The sequence below is a fragment of the Acinetobacter populi genome (assembly GCF_002174125.1).
Lineage (GTDB): Bacteria > Pseudomonadota > Gammaproteobacteria > Pseudomonadales > Moraxellaceae > Acinetobacter > Acinetobacter populi.
This window is the reverse complement of the sequence record NZ_NEXX01000003.1, coordinates 87,893-109,959: the sequence shown is the minus strand read 5'-3', so window position 1 is coordinate 109,959 and position 22,067 is coordinate 87,893. Positions and strand designations below refer to the sequence as shown.

Annotated in this window: 26 protein-coding genes; 22 read left to right on the top strand and 4 right to left on the bottom strand. The window is 42.4% G+C overall.

Annotated features, from left to right (window positions below):
* Nucleotides 1-11 precede the first annotated feature (11 nt).
* From rsmG to CAP51_RS09490, 20 genes are all read left to right on the top strand, one after another.
* Nucleotides 12-641 carry a 16S rRNA (guanine(527)-N(7))-methyltransferase RsmG gene (rsmG, locus tag CAP51_RS09585; protein ID WP_087620540.1) on the top strand — a complete coding sequence of 210 codons (630 nt, stop codon included), beginning with the start codon at nucleotides 12-14 and terminating at the stop codon, nucleotides 639-641.
* Nucleotides 642-677: 36 nt separating this feature from the next.
* Entirely contained in the window at nucleotides 678-1,454 is a 777-nt protein-coding gene (locus CAP51_RS09580) for a ParA family protein (protein WP_087620539.1), read from the top strand.
* The gene (locus CAP51_RS09575; RefSeq protein ID WP_087620538.1) at nucleotides 1,451-2,347 is read left to right on the top strand and encodes a ParB/RepB/Spo0J family partition protein; all 897 of its coding nucleotides are present in this window, start codon (nucleotides 1,451-1,453) and stop codon (nucleotides 2,345-2,347) included. The genes CAP51_RS09580 and CAP51_RS09575 overlap by 4 nt, the downstream gene beginning before the upstream one ends.
* Before the next feature lie 29 nt (nucleotides 2,348-2,376).
* Complete coding sequence (locus tag CAP51_RS09570) at nucleotides 2,377-3,018, top strand: MotA/TolQ/ExbB proton channel family protein (RefSeq protein WP_087620537.1); 642 nt, start codon at nucleotides 2,377-2,379, stop codon at nucleotides 3,016-3,018.
* 1 nt (nucleotide 3,019) lies between these two features.
* A complete protein-coding gene (locus CAP51_RS09565) occupies nucleotides 3,020-3,445 on the top strand; it encodes an ExbD/TolR family protein (protein WP_087620536.1) in 426 nt (141 codons plus the stop codon).
* Entirely contained in the window at nucleotides 3,445-5,184 is a 1,740-nt protein-coding gene (msbA, locus tag CAP51_RS09560; RefSeq protein ID WP_087620535.1) for a lipid A export permease/ATP-binding protein MsbA, read from the top strand. The genes CAP51_RS09565 and msbA overlap by 1 nt, the downstream gene beginning before the upstream one ends.
* Nucleotides 5,185-5,191: 7 nt before the next feature.
* Complete coding sequence (gene lpxK, locus CAP51_RS09555) at nucleotides 5,192-6,193, top strand: tetraacyldisaccharide 4'-kinase (protein WP_087620534.1); 1,002 nt, start codon at nucleotides 5,192-5,194, stop codon at nucleotides 6,191-6,193.
* A gap of 17 nt (nucleotides 6,194-6,210) precedes the next feature.
* Nucleotides 6,211-6,987, top strand: coding sequence for a 3-deoxy-manno-octulosonate cytidylyltransferase (kdsB, locus tag CAP51_RS09550; protein WP_087620533.1), 777 nt, complete (start codon nucleotides 6,211-6,213; stop codon nucleotides 6,985-6,987).
* 60 nt (nucleotides 6,988-7,047) lie between these two features.
* Complete coding sequence (locus CAP51_RS09545) at nucleotides 7,048-8,088, top strand: DNA polymerase III subunit delta' (protein WP_087620532.1); 1,041 nt, start codon at nucleotides 7,048-7,050, stop codon at nucleotides 8,086-8,088.
* A gap of 18 nt (nucleotides 8,089-8,106) precedes the next feature.
* On the top strand, nucleotides 8,107-8,451 hold the full coding sequence (locus tag CAP51_RS09540; RefSeq protein WP_087620531.1) for a PilZ domain-containing protein: 345 nt from the start codon (nucleotides 8,107-8,109) through the stop codon (nucleotides 8,449-8,451).
* Nucleotides 8,452-8,516: 65 nt separating this feature from the next.
* Nucleotides 8,517-9,296 carry a TatD family hydrolase gene (locus CAP51_RS09535; protein WP_087620530.1) on the top strand — a complete coding sequence of 260 codons (780 nt, stop codon included), beginning with the start codon at nucleotides 8,517-8,519 and terminating at the stop codon, nucleotides 9,294-9,296.
* A gap of 29 nt (nucleotides 9,297-9,325) precedes the next feature.
* Entirely contained in the window at nucleotides 9,326-9,967 is a 642-nt protein-coding gene (locus tag CAP51_RS09530) for a TetR/AcrR family transcriptional regulator (protein ID WP_087620529.1), read from the top strand.
* Between the two features lie 7 nt (nucleotides 9,968-9,974).
* Entirely contained in the window at nucleotides 9,975-10,565 is a 591-nt protein-coding gene (locus CAP51_RS09525; protein WP_087620528.1) for a pilus assembly FimT family protein, read from the top strand.
* Nucleotides 10,562-10,987, top strand: coding sequence for a type II secretion system minor pseudopilin GspI (gene gspI, locus CAP51_RS09520; protein WP_087620527.1), 426 nt, complete (start codon nucleotides 10,562-10,564; stop codon nucleotides 10,985-10,987). Before CAP51_RS09525 ends, gspI begins: the two co-directional genes overlap by 4 nt.
* Nucleotides 10,984-11,739, top strand: a complete 756-nt coding sequence (locus tag CAP51_RS09515) for a type II secretion system protein GspJ (protein WP_087620526.1) — start codon at nucleotides 10,984-10,986, stop codon at nucleotides 11,737-11,739. The genes gspI and CAP51_RS09515 overlap by 4 nt, the downstream gene beginning before the upstream one ends.
* The gene (gene gspK / locus CAP51_RS09510) at nucleotides 11,723-12,718 is read left to right on the top strand and encodes a type II secretion system minor pseudopilin GspK (RefSeq protein WP_087620525.1); all 996 of its coding nucleotides are present in this window, start codon (nucleotides 11,723-11,725) and stop codon (nucleotides 12,716-12,718) included. The genes CAP51_RS09515 and gspK overlap by 17 nt, the downstream gene beginning before the upstream one ends.
* Before the next feature lie 63 nt (nucleotides 12,719-12,781).
* Nucleotides 12,782-13,558, top strand: a complete 777-nt coding sequence (locus CAP51_RS09505) for a HesA/MoeB/ThiF family protein (RefSeq protein ID WP_425426785.1) — start codon at nucleotides 12,782-12,784, stop codon at nucleotides 13,556-13,558.
* A 72-nt stretch (nucleotides 13,559-13,630) separates the two neighbouring features.
* A complete protein-coding gene (locus tag CAP51_RS09500; protein ID WP_087620524.1) occupies nucleotides 13,631-14,929 on the top strand; it encodes an ABC1 kinase family protein in 1,299 nt (432 codons plus the stop codon).
* A 3-nt stretch (nucleotides 14,930-14,932) separates the two neighbouring features.
* The gene (gene folB, locus CAP51_RS09495; protein WP_087620523.1) at nucleotides 14,933-15,316 is read left to right on the top strand and encodes a dihydroneopterin aldolase; all 384 of its coding nucleotides are present in this window, start codon (nucleotides 14,933-14,935) and stop codon (nucleotides 15,314-15,316) included.
* Nucleotides 15,285-15,710, top strand: coding sequence for a 2-amino-4-hydroxy-6-hydroxymethyldihydropteridine diphosphokinase (locus CAP51_RS09490; RefSeq protein ID WP_245809120.1), 426 nt, complete (start codon nucleotides 15,285-15,287; stop codon nucleotides 15,708-15,710). Before folB ends, CAP51_RS09490 begins: the two co-directional genes overlap by 32 nt.
* Nucleotides 15,711-15,820: 110 nt before the next feature.
* On the opposite strand, the gene CAP51_RS09485 is transcribed toward CAP51_RS09490, so the two are convergent.
* The 3 genes from CAP51_RS09485 to CAP51_RS09475 all read right to left on the bottom strand — a co-directional run bounded on the left by CAP51_RS09485 (nucleotide 15,821) and on the right by CAP51_RS09475 (nucleotide 20,073).
* A complete protein-coding gene (locus CAP51_RS09485; RefSeq protein WP_087620522.1) occupies nucleotides 15,821-17,017 on the bottom strand; it encodes an MFS transporter in 1,197 nt (398 codons plus the stop codon).
* Nucleotides 17,018-17,155: 138 nt separating this feature from the next.
* Nucleotides 17,156-17,557: a Cu(I)-responsive transcriptional regulator gene (gene cueR / locus CAP51_RS09480; RefSeq protein WP_087620521.1), complete on the bottom strand. Its 402-nt coding sequence runs from the start codon at nucleotides 17,555-17,557 to the stop codon at nucleotides 17,156-17,158.
* Between the two features lie 38 nt (nucleotides 17,558-17,595).
* The gene (locus CAP51_RS09475; RefSeq protein WP_087620520.1) at nucleotides 17,596-20,073 is read right to left on the bottom strand and encodes a heavy metal translocating P-type ATPase; all 2,478 of its coding nucleotides are present in this window, start codon (nucleotides 20,071-20,073) and stop codon (nucleotides 17,596-17,598) included.
* Nucleotides 20,074-20,312: 239 nt separating this feature from the next.
* Between CAP51_RS09475 and CAP51_RS09470 the strand changes: the two genes are divergently transcribed.
* Both CAP51_RS09470 and aceI read left to right on the top strand, forming a co-directional pair.
* The gene (locus CAP51_RS09470) at nucleotides 20,313-20,513 is read left to right on the top strand and encodes a heavy-metal-associated domain-containing protein (RefSeq protein ID WP_087620519.1); all 201 of its coding nucleotides are present in this window, start codon (nucleotides 20,313-20,315) and stop codon (nucleotides 20,511-20,513) included.
* A 176-nt stretch (nucleotides 20,514-20,689) separates the two neighbouring features.
* The gene (gene aceI, locus CAP51_RS09465) at nucleotides 20,690-21,124 is read left to right on the top strand and encodes a chlorhexidine efflux PACE transporter AceI (protein ID WP_087620518.1); all 435 of its coding nucleotides are present in this window, start codon (nucleotides 20,690-20,692) and stop codon (nucleotides 21,122-21,124) included.
* Between the two features lie 43 nt (nucleotides 21,125-21,167).
* Here aceI and CAP51_RS09460 read toward each other — a convergent pair whose 3' ends face one another.
* Nucleotides 21,168-21,866: an SIR2 family NAD-dependent protein deacylase gene (locus tag CAP51_RS09460; protein ID WP_087620517.1), complete on the bottom strand. Its 699-nt coding sequence runs from the start codon at nucleotides 21,864-21,866 to the stop codon at nucleotides 21,168-21,170.
* Nucleotides 21,867-22,067: the final 201 nt, after the last annotated feature.

Sequence of the window (22,067 nt, the reverse complement as noted above, 5' to 3'; positions counted from 1 at the left end):
CAGATAATTTTATGCATCCTTTTTATCAAAGCCTGCAACAAGGTGTAAAGGCTTTAAACCTAGAGCTATCATCAGATGTACTTGATCATTTGCTTAAATATCAGGATGCATTGGTGCTCTGGAATAAGGCATTTAACCTCACAGCAATTCGTGATCCAAAAGAAATGCTTGTGAAACATTTGCTCGATAGTTTGAGTATTCTGCCTTATTTGCCCGAAGGTCGTCTGATTGATATTGGTACTGGTGGCGGTATGCCCGGTCTGATTATTGCTTTGTGCCAACCTGAGCGGACTTGTGTACTACTCGATTCAAATGGTAAAAAAATTCGTTTTTTAAAACAGTTTATTGCTGATATGAAGCTGCCTAATGTGCAAGCGGTACAGACACGAGTTGAAGATCAGGAACATATTGACAAACTGGGACATTTTGATGTGATTACCAGTCGGGCATTTGCATCCTTGCTGGATTTTGTTAGCCTGTCAAAACCTTATATGCACGAACATTCTGTGATTGCTGCAATGAAAGGTGTTGTGCCAACCGAAGAGCTGGCACAATTGTCTGATTATCAACAACAGGTGATTCAGTTAAAGGTTCCGCATTTAGATGAACAACGGCATTTGATTTTGTTAAGTGCGTCATAACGATGAGAAAATGGATGAAAATAAAGTGGTGCTGTCATGGCTAAAATTATAGCAATTGCAAATCAAAAAGGTGGCGTGGCCAAAACCACGACTGCTGTAAATTTGGCAGCCTCATTAGCCATTTTAAAAAAACGGGTGCTCTTGGTCGATCTTGATTCGCAAGGCAATGCGACCATGGGTTCTGGTGTGCAAAAAAATGAATTAACCTATACCGTAGCTGATGTTTTGCTGGGAGATGCGCCGATTGAGGCAGCAGTTACCAAAAGTGAAGCCTTGTACAAAGTATTGGGCTCCAATCGTGAATTGGCCGGGGTGGAGTTGTCCATTGCCGAGCAGGCAGAGCGTGAATTTATTTTACGTGATGCCTTAAAACAAATAGAAAAATCCTATGATTTTATCATCATTGACTGTGCACCAAGTTTAAGTCTGATTACGGTAAATGCTTTATGTGCTGCTGATAGCGTGCTAATTCCGATGCAGTGCGAATATTATGCCTTAGAAGGCTTGGCTGATTTATGCCAGACCATTGAACGCATTAACCAGACCTTGAATCCCGATTTGGAAATTTTGGGCGTCGTGCGTACCATGTTCGATGGTCGAAATGCATTGGCAAAAGATGTATCGGCAGAGCTAGAAAATTACTTTGGTAAAAAACTTTTCGATACAGTGATTCCGCGTAATGTACGACTGGCAGAAGCACCTGCGCATGGTTTACCGGTGATTTATTTTGAAAAAAGTTCCAAAGGTGCAGTGGCTTATTTGAATTTTGCCGCAGAATTGATGAAGAAAGTAAAACAGGGAGCAAAAGCATGACAACCAAAAAGCGTGGTCTGGCAAAAGGGCGTGGTCTGGATGCTTTGCTTGGTTCAATTCAGCGTGAAAAACAAACCCTTGCCGAGCCATCAGCAGTGATTGCAGATGGTCAATTGGAAAGTGTTGATGTGGCACTGTTACAAAGAGGTGTCTATCAACCGCGTCGACATATTGATGAGGACGAGTTACAGGAACTTGCCGAATCCATTAAACAACACGGGGTGATGCAGCCCATCGTCATTCGTAAACTTGCCGATCAGGACAGTTACGAAATTATCGCCGGTGAACGTCGCTGGCGTGCAGCACAATTGGCAGGCTTGAGTCATATTCCGGCAATTGTACGAGATATTTCCGATCAAGTTGCCATAGCCTTGTCATTGATTGAAAATATTCAGCGTCAGGATTTAAACCCGATGGAGCAGGCGTTGGCATTGCAACGCTTTCATGAAGAATTTGGTTTAAGTCATCAGGAAATTGCTGAAACAGTCGGTAAAGCGCGCGCAACAGTCAGTAATTTATTGCGGTTATTAAGTCTGGAAAATTCGGTAAAAGAATTATTAAATCAGCAAAAAATTGATATGGGACATGCCAGAGCATTGTTGCCGCTGAAAAAACTTGAACAGGCACAAGTTGCAGAGCTGGTTGTGAAAAAAAATCTATCGGTACGTCAGACCGAGCAATTGGTACGTGAATGGTTGGAACCCAAGACCGAGAAACAGGATAAAAAAATGGTCAATTCGGATATTCACCAGTTAACAGATCGCCTAGCGGAAAGATTTGGCGCACAGGTACAGATTGATCACAATACCAAAGGCAAAGGCAAAATTGTGATTAAATATCATTCGCTGGAAGAGCTTGATGGAATTTTAAATATTTGCTTACCAGATGCTTAGTTTATAAAAAGTTTTAAAAAGAGGGGTGTATGTGGGAGTTTATTAAAGCTGGCGGATGGCTGATGCTGCCTTTGCTGGCGTGTTCGATTGCAGCAATGGCGATCATTATTGAACGATTTATGCGTTTAAAGCGTTCACGAATTATCCCAAAAAATTTAGTCAATGAGATTATATTACGCTCAAGTAGTGATAATCTCACGGTACAGGATCAACAAGAGTTATTTAAGAGTCCTTTAGGCAAAATTTTGCAAAAGGGATACATGTTTCGTTTTAAAAATGCCGAATTTGTAAAAATTCAGATGCAGACCGAAGCGAGCGTACAAATCTCTCAACTGGAAAAAAATATTAATTTTTTAGGCACAATTGGTGCAATTTCACCTTTACTTGGTCTGTTAGGGACAGTGCTTGGTATTATTGAGGCATTTTTGGCAGTCAATTCTGGTGGCGTTACCGATCCGGCAATGCTGGCCAATGGTGTATCGAAAGCATTAATCACCACTGCGGCAGGTATGATTGTGGCGATTCCGGCACTGATTGCATACCGTTATTTTCAGCGGGTTGTGGTAGAGTTGGTGGTTGAAATGGAACAGCAGGCAACCATGTACCATGCCATATTGTTTTACAGTAAAGCCAAAAGCGCTGCTTCTGATACCGAGCAGGAGCCAGTTTAAGATGAAGTTTAACCGGCCACGCGTAAATGAAATAGAAGTCAATCTCACACCAATGATTGACTGTTTATTGTTTTTACTGGTTTTTTTACTGGTTTCGACCAGTTTCAATCAGCATAGTCGGGTTAATCTGACCTTGCCCGATGCACAGGGTGTACCACCAAAATCATACGACGATAAAGTCGAGGTTGTGGTACAGTCGTCGGGTAAATATCTGGTCAACGGGCAGGCGCTTGCAGGTAATGATGAAGTACAATTGACGACGGCGATTAAACAAGCCACAGCAAATCGCCATGATATGCCATTGATCATTGCTGCGGATGCCAAAGCAACGCATCAGGATGTGGTACGGGTGATGGATGTTGCAGGTAAATTAGGATTTATGAATATTAATATTAGTACCAAAGTTCCGGCTCGAGGCTACAATTAGTGAAGCGTGATTTGCAGGTATATTTTCGTTTACTGTCCTATTTAAAAGGATACTGGCGTGTTGGCTTGCTGGTATTGCTGGGTTATGCAATTAATGCAGCGACAGAAGTCTCGATTGCCCAGTTGATTAAATACATTATTGATGCGATTAATGATACCGATCAATCAGCCAAGAACCTTTTTCCCGTTTTAATTATTTCTTTGTTTTTTTTCCGCGGAATTGGTGCATTTCTGGGGAGTTATTTCTCCGCAGTGATTTCCCGTAATCTGATTTTTACCATGCGGCAGCAAATTTTTGAAAAATTGGTGAAATTGCCGACACAATATTATCTAGATAATTCCAGCGGACATATTTCCGCCAAAGTCATTTATAATGTTGAACAGGTGACTGCGGCCTCCACCGAATCCTTAAAAACACTGGTTCGTGATGGTTTAACTGTCGTCGGTTTATTAGGCTATCTGTTTTATATCAACTGGCGTTTATCATTAACCATTTTAATCATTGCGCCACTGATTGGTCTGGTCATTAGAAATGCCTCAAAGCGGATGCGCAAATTATCGGTGCAATTGCAAAATACCATGGGTGATGTCAGTCACGTGGTACAGGAAACAGTAAATGGCTATTCTGTAGTGAAAGGCTATGGCGGACAGGAGTATGAACGTCAGCGTTTTCATAAGTATTCACTGGAAAACCTGCAAAAAGGCTTAAAACTGGTGGTGGTCGTCAGTTTAAATTCACCAATTGTACAATTAATTATGGCTTTGGCCATGAGTGCAGTAGTCTGGATTGCATTGCGGCCACAAATTCTCGGTGGGACGACTGCTGGCGAGTTCGTTGCATTTATTACGGCTGCGGGATTATTGAGTAAACCGGTCAAAGCATTGACTGAGGTGAATGAGAAAATTCAGCGTGGACTTGCTGCGGCACAATCGGTGTTTGATTTACTGGATACTCCTGATGAAGATAATCTGGGTACATTAAAACCGGCAATTCGCGGTCATATTCAATTTCAGAATGTCAGTCTGTCTTATCCTGATGGAACTGAGGCTTTGTCACATTTAAGCCTCGATATCCAACCCGGTGAAACGGTAGCATTGGTTGGGCGTTCCGGTGCGGGTAAATCAACCCTGGTAAATTCTATATTGCGTTATCAGCAACATAGTTCCGGTGAGCTTTTGGTTGATGGGTATAAAATTGAAGATATCGAGTTATTGCATTTAAGACATAATATTGCGATTGTAAACCAGCAGGTGATTTTATTTGACCGTAGTGTACGTGACAATATTGCCTATGGTGAATTGTCAAATGCCAGTGAAGCGGAAATTGTTGCCGCAGCAAAAGCAGCATATGCACATGATTTTATCATGGAGTTACCACATGGTTATGACACCATGCTTGGTGCCAATGGATTGAATCTTTCCGGTGGACAACGTCAACGTATCTCAATTGCTCGTGCCATGTTGAAAAATGCACCGATTTTGATTCTCGATGAGGCGACCAGTGCGCTCGACAATCAGTCTGAGCATTATATTCAACAGGCGCTAGATCGTGCGATGCAGGGCAGAACCACCATTGTCATTGCACATCGTCTGTCCACCATTGAAAAAGCAGATCGTATTGTGGTGATGGATCATGGTCAGATCATTGAGGAAGGTACCCATCAGTCGCTTCTGCTTAAGCAGGGTGCATATGCCAAACTACACCAGCGCCAGTTTAGTCTGGATCCCCAGATAGGATAAGCAAACCATGGATTTGGCAGATAGAATTCAGCAGGCGTGGCAAAAACAGTCATCCTGGCTGATCTTACTCCGTCCTTTATCCTGGTTATATCGGGGCGTTTTTTTATTTCAGAAATCTTCTCAAAGCAAACATGCCTATCATGCCCCTGTGCCGGTGATGATCATTGGTAATATCACGGTTGGGGGCAGTGGAAAAACCCCGTTAATTATTAATCTGGTTAAATATCTACAACAGCAGCACATCAGTGTGGGCGTGATTAGTCGAGGGTATGGTGGCGAAGGGCCATTTCCTGCCTTAGTGAGTGACCAATCGCTTGCTTCACAGGTGGGTGATGAACCGAAATTGATTGTTCAATCAACGCATGTTCCGATGGCAGTGGGTGCAAATCGGCAGCAGGCGATTGAACTATTGCTTGGACACTATGAGCTTGATTTGGTTTTAAGCGATGATGGCTTACAGCATTTTGCCTTACAACGTGATATTGAGTGGGTGGTGGTAGACAGTGCGCGTGGCTTTGGCAATGGGCGATTATTACCAGAAGGTTTTTTGCGGGAACCTTTGTCCAGACTAGAAGATGTGACTGTTATTGAGCACAATGCACATGCCAGTTCTGCCCTGAATATGCATCTTGCAGTCGGACAGCCCTATTGTCTGGGAGATGACAGTCGGGTCTTTGATGCAACAGTTCATTATCAGGCTGTGGTGGGTATTGGTTTTCCGGAGCGTTTTTTTCAAACACTGGCTCAGATCAATGTGCAATATACTGCACATGTTTTTGCTGATCATCATCGATACTGTCTAGATGATTTTAAAACATTTACTGCACAGCCGATCATTACCACAGCCAAGGATGCAGTAAAGTTACAGCAGCTTTGGGCAGATCAACCTGAGCAATTGCAACGGATCTGGGTGGTTCCTGTAGAAGCGATACTGTCTGATGCATGTTATCACCAGTTAAATAAACAGTTACGTCAACTGGATATCGCAGTTTCTGATGATTCATTTTAAAATTTAAGTGTAAAGCCATGAAAAAACATATTGTTATTCCTGCCCGCTATTCCAGTTCCCGACTGCCGGCCAAGCCATTATTACAAATTCATGGTCGTGCCATGATTTTACGGGTTGTTGATCAGGCACGTAAAGTCGAAGGTTTTGATGATCTATGTGTGGCAACCGATGACCAGCGTATCGTGGAATGTTGTGTTGCCGAGAATATTGATGTTGTTTTGACATCTCCAGCGCATCCATCAGGAACCGATCGTTTAAGTGAAGTGGCAAAAATTAAGGGCTGGGATGCAGCGGATATTGTGGTCAATGTCCAAGGTGACGAACCTTTATTACCTGCATCACTGGTACAGCAAGTTGCCGATTTATTGATTCGCTATCCACATTGTGCCATGGCAACCCTATGTGAACCGATTCTTCATCTGGACGAGTTTGAACGTGATAGTATTGTTAAAGTGGTGATGTCCAAACACAATGAAGCATTGTATTTTAGCCGTGCCACGATTCCCTATGATCGTGACGCAGCCAAAAATGTGGAATGCAATACAGATAAAACTTTACATCAACATGCATACCGCCATTTGGGTTTGTATGGGTATCGGGTACAACTTTTACAGGATTTTGTGGGTTGGCCGATGGGGACATTGGAACAACTGGAAAGTCTGGAACAATTGCGTGTACTTGAAAATGGTCATCGTATTGCAATTGATGTTGCACAGGCGAATCTTCCGCCAGGCGTGGACACCCAACAGGATCTGGATCGTTTGAACGCAATGCCGCGGCAAACCTTTGAATAGTGTTTGATCTATTTAAATTTTATTAATTTTTTATTGATCAATGGATCGTGTAATTTTTCTATGACAACTGCCCAATCTGATAAAATTCAAGCTTTACTGCCATGGCATACTGTGGTGTGGCAGCGTCTGGTTGAGCGATTTCCTAATATCGGGCATGGGCTTTTGTTTTATGGGAAAGAAGGCTGTGGTAAACAGCAGTTTGCCGAGCAATTCGCACAGTGGCTATTGTGTACCGAAAAACAAGGCATGTCCGCCTGTGGACATTGTGCCAGTTGTCGCTGGATTGCTGCGGGGACACATCCACAATTAAAACGGATTGCGCCGGATTTTGATGAGAAAAAACAAAGCTACGCTGCGATCAAGATTGACCAGATTCGTGAGATGGGTGATTTTGTCCAACAGCGGGTTGAAGGATGGCGTGTGGTTTTAATCGAACATGCCGAATATCTGAATATTGCTGCGTCCAATGCCTTGCTTAAAACACTGGAAGAGCCGGGCGAGCGAGTTGTCATGATTCTGGTCAGTGATGCCATGCTGAAACTGCCTGCCACTATTCGCAGTCGGGTACAACAATATGCGCTGGATCGTATTTCATCTGATCAGGCAGAGGCCTATCTTGCTAAACAAACTATTGTTGGTGCTGATGATAATGCGCAAAGCCAAATAGCTCCGATAGACCAAAATCAACTGACCTCAATTGCCTTGTCACTGGCTGCTGAAATGCCATTAAAAGCCGAGCAAATTTTACAGACCGAATGGTTCCGGCAGCGGCAAAGTTTTGTTGATGCATGGATTGATCTGGTCAATAAAAAAGCTTATCCCATGCTATTTTCCACCCAATGGTCGAAACAGCTGGATTTTCGAGAGCTATTGATCATGTTGCGTTATTTGATTCAGGATTGTATTGCCTTAAAGCTGCAACAACCGGTGAAACAAACCGATCTGCAACTGGATAAACTGGAAAAATTCTATTCCTTGCAACAATTGTTTGCTATATATACGCAAATCAATAAAATAAATGGCATGTTATTGCAGAATGTGCAAACCCAGCTTATTTTTGATGAATTAACCGTTCAGTTAATGAATGTTGATTTTACATAACGATTCGGGAGAAAAACAATGCTACCAGCACGCGGTGGTGCAATTATTCAGGCAAATATGCCAGATAAAGAGAGCTTACAAGCATGTTATATGCCATTCGTTTCCGGTGGAGGTTTATTTGTTCCTTCACAACAATCGGTAAAGTTTGGTCAGGAATTGCTGGTGATTGCGAGTCTGCCGGAACAATCATCAAAATTTCCGGTCACTGGTAAAGTGATCTGGATTTCTCCCAAACAAAACAATTTAAAGCCACAGGGTTTTGCGATTCAGCTTTCGGGAGAAAAAGGTTTTGCTTTTCGTAATGAAGTGGAACGCCTACTGGCTGGCAGCCTCAATTCCGAAAAACCGACATTCACCATGTAATTTTTCGCGCATATCGTCAAAATGACAGCTGAATGTCATCCCTATATTTAAACCGAGGATAAACTGTGTTTGTAGATTCGCATTGCCATTTAACTCTGCTTGATTTATCACCTTATGCAGGGGCACTCGATGGTGCAATTCAAGCAGCAAAAGCTGCCGGCGTGAATCAGATGATGAGTATTTCCGTGGAACTGGATGACCATGTTGCACTCTCTAAAATTGCAGCACAATATCCGGAAATCGGTTATAGCGTGGGCGTGCATCCATGCGAAAATCCAGAGATGATGCAGCGCGCAACAGTAGAAAAGTTGGTTGAGCTAGCGCAGTCGGACAAAGTTTGGGCGATTGGCGAAACCGGACTGGATTATTTCCATAGCTGTGAATTTATCGAACAGCAAAAAGCCTGTTTTATCCGGCATATTCATGCTTCACAGCAGTTGCATAAACCTTTGGTTGTTCATACCCGTAATGCCAAACACGATACCATTGATATCCTCAAGGCAGAGCATGCCACACATGGTATTTTGCATTGTTTCACTGAGGATTGGGATACAGCCAGAGCTGCATTGGATTTGGGTTTTTATATCTCTTTTTCCGGGATTATTTCTTTTAAAAATGCACAGGATTTAAGAGATGTCGCAAAACAGGTCCCGTTGGATCGTCTTTTAATTGAAACAGATAGTCCGTATCTTGCACCTGTGCCTTATCGTGGTAAAGCTAATGAACCGAAATATGTGCCTTTTGTCGCACAGACACTGGCCACGATTTTTGATACAACAGTTGAGGATATTGCTGCCATCACGACAGCAAATTTTGAGTGTATTACACGATCAAATAAAGTCTAAATGAGTATCGTGAAACTGGATGTTTACACATGAAAAATCTGGAAACACAATTAGATCGACAAGCACAGTTTAAAGCTCGTGAACAGCTAATATTCTCAACTGCGGAACAATTGCTGCTGGAATATGGCGAGAACGGCATGACGCTTGATGCACTTGCTGCCGAACTTGATCTTGCCAAAGGGACCTTATACAAGCATTTCCAGAGTAAGGACGAACTCTATTTATTGCTGATTATTCGTAATGAACAAATGTTGCTGGATATGATTAAGGATACTGAAAAAGAATTTCCGGAACATCTGGCCTTTTTTATGCTGCACCATTTGCATCATCCAGAACGTACCGTAATCTATCATCAGATTGAAGAGCGTTTGTCGATGAGCGGACATGGTTTACAAACGCTTTTTAATGAGCTTTATCGTATCCGTAAAAAACGCTTACATATTATTATTCGTTTGACCGAACATTATCTCAAATTTATACAAAGTCCGATGCCGGTGCGTGATTATCTGGCTTCTATCTGGTCGATGACACAGGGTGCCGCAGCAATTTTAAATTCATCATTTTATCAGCGTTATTTGGGTTCTCGGGATACTTTAAGAGTTTCCTATATTGAGCAGGCACTTGCATTACCCAAACCAACACGGGAAGCCGTGTTGAATGCACAAGAGTAACAGCAGCATGCCTAGTCGCCATTTTCAAAAGCATCAGTCACAAGGTGGCTTTACCTTGATTGAAGTAATGCTGGTGATTGTGATTATGGCTATTCTTGCCAGTTTGATCGTGATGAATACCGACGGAATCGACCATCGTAAGGTGATGCAAAGCAGGGAATTGCTGGCACTGGATTTGCAAAGAATCAGGCTGGAATCGGTTGATCAGGGACGGGTACTTGGACTGGTTTTTTTATCTGCAACTGATGTGGCACCCGCAGCATATCAGGTGGTCGAATATACCGAAAATCAGACGGATCAAGGCACGCAGCCGCTTGGCGCAACGACTGTCACGACAACATATCGCTGGCAGGCAGCCACAGATTTTCAGACCAAGACTTTACCCGATAATACTTCATTACAGATTCAGCCGATGGATCATGGCTATAACCTTGAGGTGTTGAATACCCGCCAAGGACAAATACCACAACTGATTTGGCTAGGAAATGGAGAAGTCCTGCCAGTTCGCATTCAGTTGTATTTCCAGCAGCAGCCAGTGGGCGAGGCAATCGAATTAAATCATCTGGGGTTGGTTGTTGATCAAAGTGGTGCATCATGACACAGCATTACGCAGGAAGACGTATTCAGGCTGCATTTACTTTGCTCGAGGTTCTGGTGGCTTTGGCAATATTTGCAGTCACTGCACTGGCATTGATGAAAATTGCCATGAATAACACCCAGTCAATCCAGCAAAATCAACTGCGCACCGAGGCACATTTTGTCGCCATGAATGTCGCTGAAGAAATCAATATCAGAGGTGAATGGTTGACGGGTATCGCCAGTGAAGAACGTAGTGAGCAGGGTGAACGTTGGAAAGTGACACGCACTGCAACAGCCACGCTTAGTCCAGATGTTCAAAAAATAGAGATTCAAGTGGCATATATTGATCCTGATCTTCAGAATGTAGACAATGCGCAGGGTATTACCAGTTTATCGGTGTTTAATTATCGTCAGGCACAACAGGCAGGAACAACGCAATGAGCTTGGATAATAATGTGCCTGTATCTCATCTCGAGCATAGCTCGCGGTCTTCTTGCGAAGCAACGCGTCTCAGGGCAAAGCGATACTTTACGAATCCTCATTCAGGTTTTACCTTGATTGAAGTACTGGTTGCTATTGCAATTTTTGCAGTATTGAGTGCAACAGGCTGGATTGTATTTGATCAACTGATTAAAAATCGAGATCGTAATGCCGAACATGCACAGTCGCTTACCCAACTCCAGTTTGCCTATGCACAAATGTTGCGTGATCTGAGCCAGGCTGTACCGATTGCAGGGCAACAAAATGGTCAGCTACAGCCAGCATTGCAACTGGCTAGTCAACAACTCAAGTTTAATAAGGCAGGCGTGATTGATCCGTTGCAGCAAGGACTGGACGCATTCGAATCGATAGAATATGGTTTTGATGCTGGCAAACAGGCATTGGTTCGATATAAAAAACCTTATATTTATCAAAAACAAAGTCAGGATGTTCCGGGCGATGTGGTGCTGGCACCGATTGAAAATTTACAATTTCAAGCACTTGATCCTGCTGTACAGTCACAATGGCCGATTCAGAGTGTGACCGATTCAGACGCACAAAATTATATATTGTCGCAATTACCCAAGGGCATTGAGGTTAAATTTACCTATCAGGCAAGGGAATATCGTTGGGTCTTTGGTCTGGTCACCGCATTGCCTGATCTTGAGCAGACGCAAAATACGCAGGATAGTGAAAATGACAAGACTTCCTGATCGTATAGCATCAAAACAAATCCCGTCACAACAAAAAGGTGTTGCTTTACTGACTATTTTGATCATGGTGGTTTTGGCAACGATTCTGGCAGCTAGTATCCTAAAACATCAACAGGCCAATCTGGATGAAACCCGTATGTTGCTTAGGCAAGATCAGGCTTTATTGTATGCGCAGTCGGCAGAATATTTTTTCTCCGAATTACTGGTACAGGATGCCAAGGACAATAAAACTGATAATCTCAATGAAAACTGGGCCAAGCCTTTTCCGGTTTTTCCGGTAGAAGATGGTTTTGTCAGCGGAGATTTGACGGATGAAAACAGTAAATTCAATTTAAATGCTTTATTAAGCAAAGATGGTACTGTGAATCCGACAGCACGTGCTTTTTTCGAAGCCATGTTGCAGCGGTTGAATCTGGATCCAAATCTGGTCGAGGCCGTGATTGACTGGCAGGATGCGGATGACGAAACCATCGGTGCAATGGGTGCAGAAAACAGTTACTATCAAGGTGTACAACAGGACTATCTGGCGCCCAATCAAATGTTCACCAGCATTGAGCAATTGCAACTGGTGCGTGGTTTTGCCGGGGAGCCTTATCAAAAGTTAAAACCGTATATCACCGCACTGCCACAACATGAAACCAAGATCAATATCAATACCACCAGTGCTTTTGTGCTGAGCTGTTTGAATGAGCAATTAAATCCGTTGGCTGTGGCGAGTACCTTGCAGCAGATGAGGGAAAATATGCAGACCTTTGAAAATTTTTCCAGTATTTGGCAAGCCGCACCATTTTCTGCGGTGGAAGAGGGTCAGAGAAATCAGTTTGCTGATTTATTTGATGTGAAATCTTCTTTCTTTACTGCCAATATTACTGTGAATCTGTCTGAACGGCAGCGCTCATTACGTAGCTGGTTGTATCGCTATGATTCTACAGTGCAAACTTATCAACGCAGCTGGTTGGTCTTGCCGCATCAGCAGTAAAAACCATGCTCCAAGTGAGTTAAAAAACAATAGATGATATTATAGGACAATGGAACTGGACGCATGTCAATGTCAAATATAGTGGAACATACGATTGCTTTTACTGATCAGGAACTGCATTTATATAGCCGACAGATTTTACTTGAAAGCTGGGATATTGATGCACAAGAGCGGCTAAAAAATAGTCGTGTTTTGATCATTGGGGCCGGTGGAATTGGTTGTAGTTGTGCAGAGCTTCTGGCTCGGGCAGGTGTGGGGCATCTTTGTATTATTGATTTTGATGTGATTGAAACCAGTAATTTACAACGTCAGATCGCTTTTGAACCAGAAGATATTGGTCAATACAAAGTACAGACGCTGGTGCGACGCTTAAAAAAAATTAATCCGCATATTGAAATTGAAGCAATCACAGCGAAATTTGATCACAACTTTGTCAATCAGCACCTGTTGAATTTTGATCTGGTCCTCGATGGCTGTGATAATTTTGCAACCCGCTATCTGGTCAATCAGATGTGTGTTGCACAGAATATACCTTTATTGAGTGCAGCCGCAATTGGCTTGCAGGGGCAGTTGCTTTTTGTGCATGGGCAGCCATGTTATCAATGTATTTTTCCAGAACAGGATGTTGCAGATGAAAGACGCTGTGCAAACTCCGGTGTTTTGGCCACTACACCTGTGGTGATGGCAAGTTTGCAAGCACATCATGCCTTGTTATATTTGGGACTGGCCCAAGCACCATTGCTGAATAAACTGTTGCTGTGGGATGGTGTAAGCATGAAACAGCGGATTTTAAATATTCAGGCAGATAAAGACTGTGCCTGCTGTGCTGCAAAAGCATAACGCTATATTCGCAAAAAATTGGCAAAAAGTTTGCTACAATCTGCTATAGGCTAACAGAGTTTAAATATCATTATGCGTAAAAAACAATTATTTGCAGGATTACGATCTGTGGCACGCATTGGCGAAACGGCTGTCGTTGCAGCAAAAGCAGGCATTAAATATGCAACTGACAAACCCAGCAATGCCAAATTAATGCGTGAAACATTCGAAGAATTAGGCTCAACCTATATCAAGCTCGGACAATTTATTGCCAGTACACCGTCTTTATTTCCACGGGAATATGTCGAGGAATTTCAGAAGTGTCTGGATCAAACGCCGACTTTACCGTTTGCCTATATTGAACAGGTGTTACAACAGGAATTCCCCGGTCAGAATCTTGCTGATATTTTTCAGTCGATTGACCAGAAACCATTGGCATCTGCATCGATTGCACAGGTGCATGCAGCGGTGTTAAAAACTGGCGAAGATGTGGTGATTAAAGTTCAAAAACCAAATGTCGAAACCATTTTATATACCGATCTCGGCGTCGTGCACTTTGCCACCAAGATGCTGGAACGCGTCATGCCGAAAGTAAAATTTGCCTCGCTATCGGATATCGTCGATGAAATTCGAACCCGTATGGTGCGCGAAGTAGACTTTATTGAAGAAGCGCAGAATCTGGAAGATTTCGTTAATTATTTACAGCTAACACAAAATGTGTCTGCGACAGCACCGAAAGTCTATCATCAGTTTTCGACCCGACGAGTGCTGACTATGCAACGGTTATATGGTGTGCCGTTGACAGATATTGATGTGGTTAAGCAATATAGCAAAGATCCTAGTCAGGTATTGATTTCGGCAATGAATACCTGGTTTGGAAGTCTGATGATGTGTAAAAGTTTCCATGCCGATCTGCATGCTGGTAATTTAATGCTGCTTGAAGATGGACGTATTGGTTTTATTGATTTTGGTATTGTCGGGCAGTTAAATCCTGACGTATGGGCAGCCTGTATCCGTTTTATGGATGCGCTACAAAACACGCATTATCAGGATATGGCCAGCAACATGCTACAAATGGGCATGACGGATCGTGATATTGATACCAATGTGCTGGCACAGGATCTGGAACGTTTATTTAGCGGTGTTTTACTGGCCGATCCACAGCAATTGTTAAGTACCAATCCGGCAGATTTGAATGACATCATGCTGGATATTGTCGCTGTTGGCGAACGTCATGGCATTCGTTTTCCGCGTGATTTTGCCTTGCTGTTTAAACAAATGCTATATTTTGATCGTTTCATGCGGGTTTTGGCACCTTATACCGATATTTATGCAGATAATCGACTGAAAATGTTGCATGATATTGAGCCTCATTCCAAACTGATTCATTAAGCAATGCACGATTTAATCCTGATCGAAGGTTTAAAAGTTGAAACAGTTGTTGGCTGTTTCAACTGGGAACGACAAATTCAGCAACCCTTACTTCTAGATTTAAAAATCTGGACCGATCTTGCTGTGGCCATGCACAGTGATGAACTTGACGATACCCTGAATTATGCCGAAATTTGCGAGTTGGCAAGCCAAAGCATCGTGCAGGCACAACCCGAATTGATTGAACATGCGGCAGATCTGGTGCTGCGTTGTCTGTTTAATCATTATCCAAGCATTGATAAAATTAACATTATTATTCGTAAGCCTGCTATTATCCCTGCTGCACAATCTGTCGGTATTCAAATCGAGCGTCACCGTGACTATTTATGCGATCGCAATCGCCAGTAATTTAGACAAAATTCAAAACACACAATTTGCCCTGACTGCCTTAAAACAGCTGGGGACATGCCAAATTTCGCCAATCTATGAGATTCCCTGTCGGGACGGGGTTGGTGCGGATTACTGGAATGCAGCATGTCTGGTGGATTCACAGATTGAATTGAATGAGTTACTTGAATTATTAAAAACCTTGGAAGCACAAACAGGACGTAAACGTCCATCGCATAGTATTTCTCTGGATATCGATCTGATTGCATTTGGACAGGATTTAAGTGCCATGCAATTCAATCCGAAAAAAATGCCATTGGCCGTAGATGTTATTATTCCTCTGGCAACTCTATGGCACAGTAAAGACCTGCCTAAAGTTGCCCATCAATATAAAACGATTGATGCATTGATTTAAAATGAGAACAAGGGATTCATGTCTTATTCTGCTGAAATTATACTTTCTAGAATCCCTGTATGCTGTATAACATTAGATTAGTTCAGTCAGCGCCTGATTGACGCTGTTTGCTAAAGCTGACGTGTTTTTAAATCATAGCGATAGGCAATCCAGAAGATCATTAAACCGATAAGACTTAACACAAACCCAATCCAGATTGGTGATAACCAACCCAGTTGATGATCAATTGCCCAACCCGCAAGAAATGCGCCTAAGGCATTGGCAATATTAAAAGCGGAGTGATTAAGCGAAGCTGCCAGATTTGGTGCTTCTCCAGCCACATCGATTAAACGTGTCTGGATTGGACCACCTAAACCGATCACAGTAAAACCAATTAAGAAAAATGCGATAAATGCACTATAAAGATGATCCATGCAAAAATATGCGATCACAAATGCACAGGCAGAGCCGATCAATACACCAACAATGGTTTTATTCAGGTTTTTATCGGCAAGCCAGCCTGAAATTAATCCGCCCAGCACCATGCCAATACCGAAAATAGCCAGTACCAACGGTACATGTTTGATATCGGCATGGGTATAGTTGGTGAGGATGGGAGAAGCATAGCTATAGACCGAAAACATTCCACCAAAACCAATCGCTCCAACCGACAGGGTTAGCCACATATTGATATTTTTTAAGCCGGATAATTCATTACGAATACTGGCATGCTGTGGTGTTTTGGTGACAGGAACAAAAATAGCAATAGCGACCAGTGTGAGCACTGCAATCAGTGAACAGAGTTGAAAACCTATTTGCCAGCCAAATTTTTGACCGAGCCATGTTGCCAGTGGTACGCCGATCACATTGGCAATGGTCAGTCCCATCATCATTTGTGTAATCGCGCTTGAGCGTTTTTTCGAGCCGGCAAGATCGGCAACCACCAAGGCTGCCAGACCAAAATAAGCACCGTGTGGTAGACCGGCAATAAATCTGGAGAGCAGCATGGTTTCTGGAGAGTTGACCCATGCAGTGGCAAGGTTTGCCAGTGCATAGAATAGCATCAGACCAAGGAGCATTTTTTTACGGGGTGCTTTTGCTGCCAAAATAGCAATAATGGGCGCACCGATGGTAACGCCGATGGCATATGCACTGATAAAATGCCCGGCCGAACTGATTGATACATTAAGCCCCTGTGCAATTTCCTGAATGAGTCCCATCGCCAGAAATTCGGTAGTGCCGATACAGAAACTGCCAATGGCTAGGGCGAAAATAACCCATTTGAGATGATAATTTTTGCCAGTTGCAGGCACGGGTGGTATAGACATATCACAAACAGATCAGGTAAAAACAATGCGCTAAATTAGCATAATTTTTATAACTTCCATAAAAATCATTGTTGAATTAGCGAACATTTAGATTTTGACTTTAGAGAGCATCTTTATCTGAGTTAACTCTTAAAAATCTTATCCATGATGATCTGGATGCTGAATCTTATCCAGTATGCTGCAATGGGCACTTTCGTCGCCGGCACAAGAAGCAATCAGGTCTTGTAAATAATCAACCATATGCTGCATTTGTGAAATTTTTTCCTGTAATTGCTGGACATGCTGCTGCGCCAGTGCCTTGACATCGGCACTATGGCGCTGCTCATTTTGCCAGAGCTGGATTAAAATTTTGATTTCATCAAGGGAAAAGCCCAGTTGACGTGCCTGATAAATAAATTTAAGCCGCTCAATATCAGCCGGAAAATATTCCCGGTAACCGGCTGCGCTACGAACTGCCTTGGGTAATAAGGCAATCTCTTCATAATAGCGAATCATTTTGGCAGAAATGCCTGCGGCCTTGGCAGCTTTGCTGATATTCATGATTTATAAAATACTCTTAATCGTTTCTAAATCGTATTTCAATGTTGTGAAATACGAATCCGTTTTAACCTTAAGGCATTGGTTAGTACAAATGTGGAGGACAGTGCCATGGCTGCCGCTGCAAACATGGGCGAGAGTAGTGTGCCGTTTATGGGGTATAGGATACCTGCGGCAATTGGAATCAAGGCCACATTATAGGCAAAGGCCCAGAACAGGTTTTGTTTGATATTACGAATAGTTGCCTGAGACAATGCAAACGCATTAACCACACCTTGAATACTGCCTGACATTAACACTACATCGGCTGTTTCTATGGCAACATCAGTTCCTGTACCAATAGCAATCCCGATATCAGCTGAAGCAAGTGCTGGTGCATCATTAATACCATCACCAACAAAGGCAGTGACGCCATATTGCTGTTTTAATTGAGTTAATGCCTGTACTTTTTCTTCCGGCAAAACCTCTGCAATCACGGTATCTATGCCAAGCTGTGCGGCAATGTTTTCTGCGGTGGTTTTATTGTCACCACTGATCATGGCTACTTTTAAACCAAGTGTGTGCAAAGCCTGAATTGCAGACAGGCTATCAGGTTTAAGCGGATCGGCAATAGCAAGAATCGCAAGTACTTGATCATCTATCGCCAGATAAAATGGTGATTTACCCTGATTGGCCAGTTGTTCGGCTTGTATGGAGAAATGGCTAACCGATAGGTTCAGCGATTGCATAAAACGTACTGCACCCAGATAAACCTTATGTTGCTCAATCTGGCCTTGGATACCACTACCAACGATAGCCTGAAACTGTTGAATTGGAAATAAGCTTAGATTTTTTTCTTTGGCTGCATGAACTACGGCATCAGCAATGGGATGTTCGGACTGTGATTCCAGTGAGGCAGCATAACGCAGCAAATTGGTTTCATCTTGTCCTTCGACACAAATAAAATCGGTAAGCTGTGGTTGACCTAAAGTTAAGGTTCCTGTTTTGTCAAAAGCCACGACTTTACTGTCTTTGAGTCGTTGTAAAGCTTCCCCTTGACGGAATAACACGCCCATTTCGGCAGCACGTCCCGTACCGACCATAATTGAAGTTGGGGTAGCAAGACCCATGGCACAGGGACAGGCAATGATTAATACAGCGACTGCATTGACTAATGCTAGGCTTAAACCTGCCTGTGGTGCAAAGAATAGCCAGACAAAAAAGGTGATCAATGCCAAGAGCATCACTGCCGGAACAAACCACAGGGTAATCCGATCAACCAGAGTTTGAATAGGGAGTTTTGATCCTTGTGCTTGCTCAACCATGTTAATAATTTGGGCCAGAACAGTCTGTTCGCCTACAGCAGTGGTTTTGACTGTGAGACTACCTTGTTGATTTACTGTACCACCGATTACTTTATCATGAATGGTTTTGGCAACTGCAATCGGTTCTCCAGTCATCATCGATTCATCGACATAACTTGATCCATCAATGACAGTTCCGTCAGTTGGGATTTTTTCACCAGGTTTTATCATGATAATATCATTGCTTTGTAATGACGTTATCTCTACATCTTCAAAGTGATCACCATTTTTACGATGGGCAATTTTCGGTTGTAAGGCAATCAGATGTTGTATTGCCTGAGTGGTACGACCTTTTGCTTTGGCTTCAAGATAACGTCCAAAGAGAATCAGCGCAATAATCACCACAGCCGATTCATAATAAACCGCAATACTTTGCTCCGGTAAAAGCTGTGGCAGGAATGTTGCAATCACAGAATAGCTATACGCTGCAAGTGTACCGACTGCAACCAGAGAATTCATATCCGGTGCCGCACGAAATAATGCCGGAATACCAATTTTATAGAACCTGCGTCCCGGAAAAATTAGCACCAATGTGGCCAGAATAAACTGAAGCAGCCAGCTATTATGCATGCCGATATTTGCCATGATCCAGTGATGAAAGGCTGGAATAAGATGGCCACCCATCTCTAATATAAAGACAGGCGCGGCGAGAACCACTGCGAGGATTAAATCTTTGTATAGACTTTGGGCTTCTTCTTCGCGTTTCTGATCCAGATCTCGATTTTGTTGTTGCTTTAGGATTTGTGCAGCATAGCCTGCTTTTTCAATGGCTGTGATTAGATCCTGTGCTACTGTCGGCGCATTAAAATCGACATCAGCACGTTCGGTTGCCAGATTGACACTGGCACTTTCTACACCTTCAACTTTTTTTAAGGCACGTTCAACTCGCCCGACACATGAGGCACAGGTCATTCCCTCAACTGCAAGCTGAATATGTTGTGCTGTAGCGGCATGATGTAAGCTTGCCGAATAACCAGCCTGTGTGACTGCTTGAATTAAATCTTCGGCTTTTACCTGATTATTGGCATCAACATTTGCCCGCTCGGTTGCAAGATTGACATTGGCATTTTCTACACCTTCAACTTTTTTTAAGGCACGTTCAACTCGCCCAACACATGAGGCACAACTCATCCCGCTAATATCCAGATCAAATTTTTGTTCTGATGTGTTTTGCATTGGTCATGCCTCTCATCTGTGTGTGGTTCTTAACAATATTATACGACTATGAACTTTAACCCTATGGTAAGGTCAAGGATTATTTTATGCTTGACCTTACCATGATAGGAAACTTTATATTGGTAATTATTGAATTTTTGTATAGTGTTTTAACTTGGTTAAAGCGAAATACGATAACGATTAATCAGGTGAGCTATCCGGATTCAGTTTTTGTCAGAACATAAACAGTAGGTGAAAAAATGAAATTTACAGTTGAAAATATGTCTTGTGGTCATTGTGTGCGTGCGATCAATAATGCATTACATGGTGTAGATGCCGCTGCCAAAGTAAATGTAGATTTGGCCAATAAACAGGTCGATGTTGATAGCGATACGCTAAGTGTAGATCAGGTGATTGCAATTTTACAGGAAGAAGGTTATCCGGCAACTTTAAAAGCCTGATGATATAAACCAGTAATCAAATGACGAAAGGAGAGCAGCATTTGGCGACTCTCCTTTATATTTATTAGGTGTCTTATTTTGATCTTTCAGATTTTCTGAAAGAATCTAATTTTATTATTCAAATAACAAGATATATGATGGCTAACATCAATTAATACAATTTTTGTGAGTTTATCATGCAAGCCAAGCAACAATTAAAACAGCGTATAATTCATGCGGTGTGTTATGAGTTGATTTTATTAATCATTGGCACACCATTACTGAGTTTACTGTTAAAAGCGAATTTACTACATACCACGGTATTGTGGGTTCTCATGAGTGTGATTTCTGTGTTCTGGAACATGTTGTTTAATCATTACTTTGAGAAACTTGAAAAGTTTCAAGGCTGGACCCAGCGTACACTGGTAATCCGTATCTTACATGCGATTGGATTTGAAGGTGGATTATTGATATTTACCGTACCGATGATTGCATGGATGATGAATTTAAGCTTGTTAAATGCTTTATTACTGGATATTGGTCTGGCAATAAGTATTATGGTTTACACGTTTATCTATCAATGGTGTTATGACATTATCATGCAGCGTTATATGAAAAAGGCTGCATCATAACTACAGCATGTAAAAGGTATGTCTTGATGGCATACCTTTTATTCTAACTAGACAATATTTCCTTTAAATACTGCATACCTGTACTTGCCGTCATATGAATCCGTTGATATTGCTCTGGAACTCGGCTTTGATCTGCCTTTGGATCAATCAAGAAAGCTAAACAATCACTCTGAATTTCATCAACCAGTGCTGCAACTGGATAAACACTAAGACTTGAACCAATCACAATAAAAATATCAGCTTGACGTACAAGGCCGATGGCGCGTTCATATTCCGGTACAGCCTCGCCAAACCATACTACATGTGGCCGTAAGGGATAACCTTGTGGACATCGATCCCGTTCCAGATCAAGCGCCCAGCCTTCGATTGGATAAAAGGTTGTTGTATATTGTGCGTCTGGTGCCGAGCTTTTGGCAAGTCTGATATTACCGTGTAAATGCACGACATTGCGACTCCCGGCACGTTCATGTAGATCATCAATATTTTGGGTAATCACAGTCACCGAAAATAGTCTTTCCAACTCAGCGATTAATTGATGAGCAAGATTAGGCTGTGCTTCAAGAATCTGTTTACGACGCTGGTTATAAAACTGTTGTACCAATTCTGGATTTTTCGCCCAAGCTTCAGGTGTGGCGACATCACGCACATCATAATTTTCCCAAAGCCCATCATGGTCACGAAAGGTCTGAATACCACTTTCTGCACTCATGCCTGCACCTGAAAACACCACCAGCTTTTTCATAGCAACCTATTCAATCAAGAGAATATTAGTTTGAGTTTAATGGAATGTACTTAAGATAAAATCAAAATTTCTAAGATGTTACAATAAATTCATGACTATTTTGTAGGATTAAAAGGATTAAAATTAGATACATCAAGATTATTTGTTTTATAAATAAAAAGTAGCCAGTTTATTTGTCGAAATAAGAAGATGAGAGCAGAT

Bases quoted from the DNA above. Each gene is read 5' to 3' on its own strand.
- CAP51_RS09565 (WP_087620536.1), top strand. From the start codon at position 3,020: ATGAAGTTTAACCGGCCACGCGTAAATGAAATAGAAGTCAATCTCACA.
- CAP51_RS09485 (WP_087620522.1), bottom strand. From the start codon at position 17,017: ATGTCTATACCACCCGTGCCTGCAACTGGCAAAAATTATCATCTCAAA.
- lpxK (WP_087620534.1), top strand. From the start codon at position 5,192: ATGGATTTGGCAGATAGAATTCAGCAGGCGTGGCAAAAACAGTCATCC.
- CAP51_RS09470 (WP_087620519.1), top strand. From the start codon at position 20,313: ATGAAATTTACAGTTGAAAATATGTCTTGTGGTCATTGTGTGCGTGCG.
- CAP51_RS09475 (WP_087620520.1), bottom strand. From the start codon at position 20,073: ATGCAAAACACATCAGAACAAAAATTTGATCTGGATATTAGCGGGATG.
- gspK (WP_087620525.1), top strand. From the start codon at position 11,723: ATGACAAGACTTCCTGATCGTATAGCATCAAAACAAATCCCGTCACAA.
- kdsB (WP_087620533.1), top strand. From the start codon at position 6,211: ATGAAAAAACATATTGTTATTCCTGCCCGCTATTCCAGTTCCCGACTG.
- CAP51_RS09545 (WP_087620532.1), top strand. From the start codon at position 7,048: ATGACAACTGCCCAATCTGATAAAATTCAAGCTTTACTGCCATGGCAT.
- CAP51_RS09570 (WP_087620537.1), top strand. From the start codon at position 2,377: ATGTGGGAGTTTATTAAAGCTGGCGGATGGCTGATGCTGCCTTTGCTG.
- CAP51_RS09460 (WP_087620517.1), bottom strand. From the start codon at position 21,866: ATGAAAAAGCTGGTGGTGTTTTCAGGTGCAGGCATGAGTGCAGAAAGT.
- CAP51_RS09500 (WP_087620524.1), top strand. From the start codon at position 13,631: ATGCGTAAAAAACAATTATTTGCAGGATTACGATCTGTGGCACGCATT.
- cueR (WP_087620521.1), bottom strand. From the start codon at position 17,557: ATGAATATCAGCAAAGCTGCCAAGGCCGCAGGCATTTCTGCCAAAATG.
- rsmG (WP_087620540.1), top strand. From the start codon at position 12: ATGCATCCTTTTTATCAAAGCCTGCAACAAGGTGTAAAGGCTTTAAAC.
- CAP51_RS09530 (WP_087620529.1), top strand. From the start codon at position 9,326: ATGAAAAATCTGGAAACACAATTAGATCGACAAGCACAGTTTAAAGCT.
- CAP51_RS09505 (WP_425426785.1), top strand. From the start codon at position 12,782: ATGTCAATGTCAAATATAGTGGAACATACGATTGCTTTTACTGATCAG.
- CAP51_RS09515 (WP_087620526.1), top strand. From the start codon at position 10,984: ATGAGCTTGGATAATAATGTGCCTGTATCTCATCTCGAGCATAGCTCG.
- CAP51_RS09580 (WP_087620539.1), top strand. From the start codon at position 678: ATGGCTAAAATTATAGCAATTGCAAATCAAAAAGGTGGCGTGGCCAAA.
- CAP51_RS09575 (WP_087620538.1), top strand. From the start codon at position 1,451: ATGACAACCAAAAAGCGTGGTCTGGCAAAAGGGCGTGGTCTGGATGCT.
- gspI (WP_087620527.1), top strand. From the start codon at position 10,562: ATGACACAGCATTACGCAGGAAGACGTATTCAGGCTGCATTTACTTTG.
- CAP51_RS09540 (WP_087620531.1), top strand. From the start codon at position 8,107: ATGCTACCAGCACGCGGTGGTGCAATTATTCAGGCAAATATGCCAGAT.
- aceI (WP_087620518.1), top strand. From the start codon at position 20,690: ATGCAAGCCAAGCAACAATTAAAACAGCGTATAATTCATGCGGTGTGT.
- CAP51_RS09525 (WP_087620528.1), top strand. From the start codon at position 9,975: ATGCCTAGTCGCCATTTTCAAAAGCATCAGTCACAAGGTGGCTTTACC.
- folB (WP_087620523.1), top strand. From the start codon at position 14,933: ATGCACGATTTAATCCTGATCGAAGGTTTAAAAGTTGAAACAGTTGTT.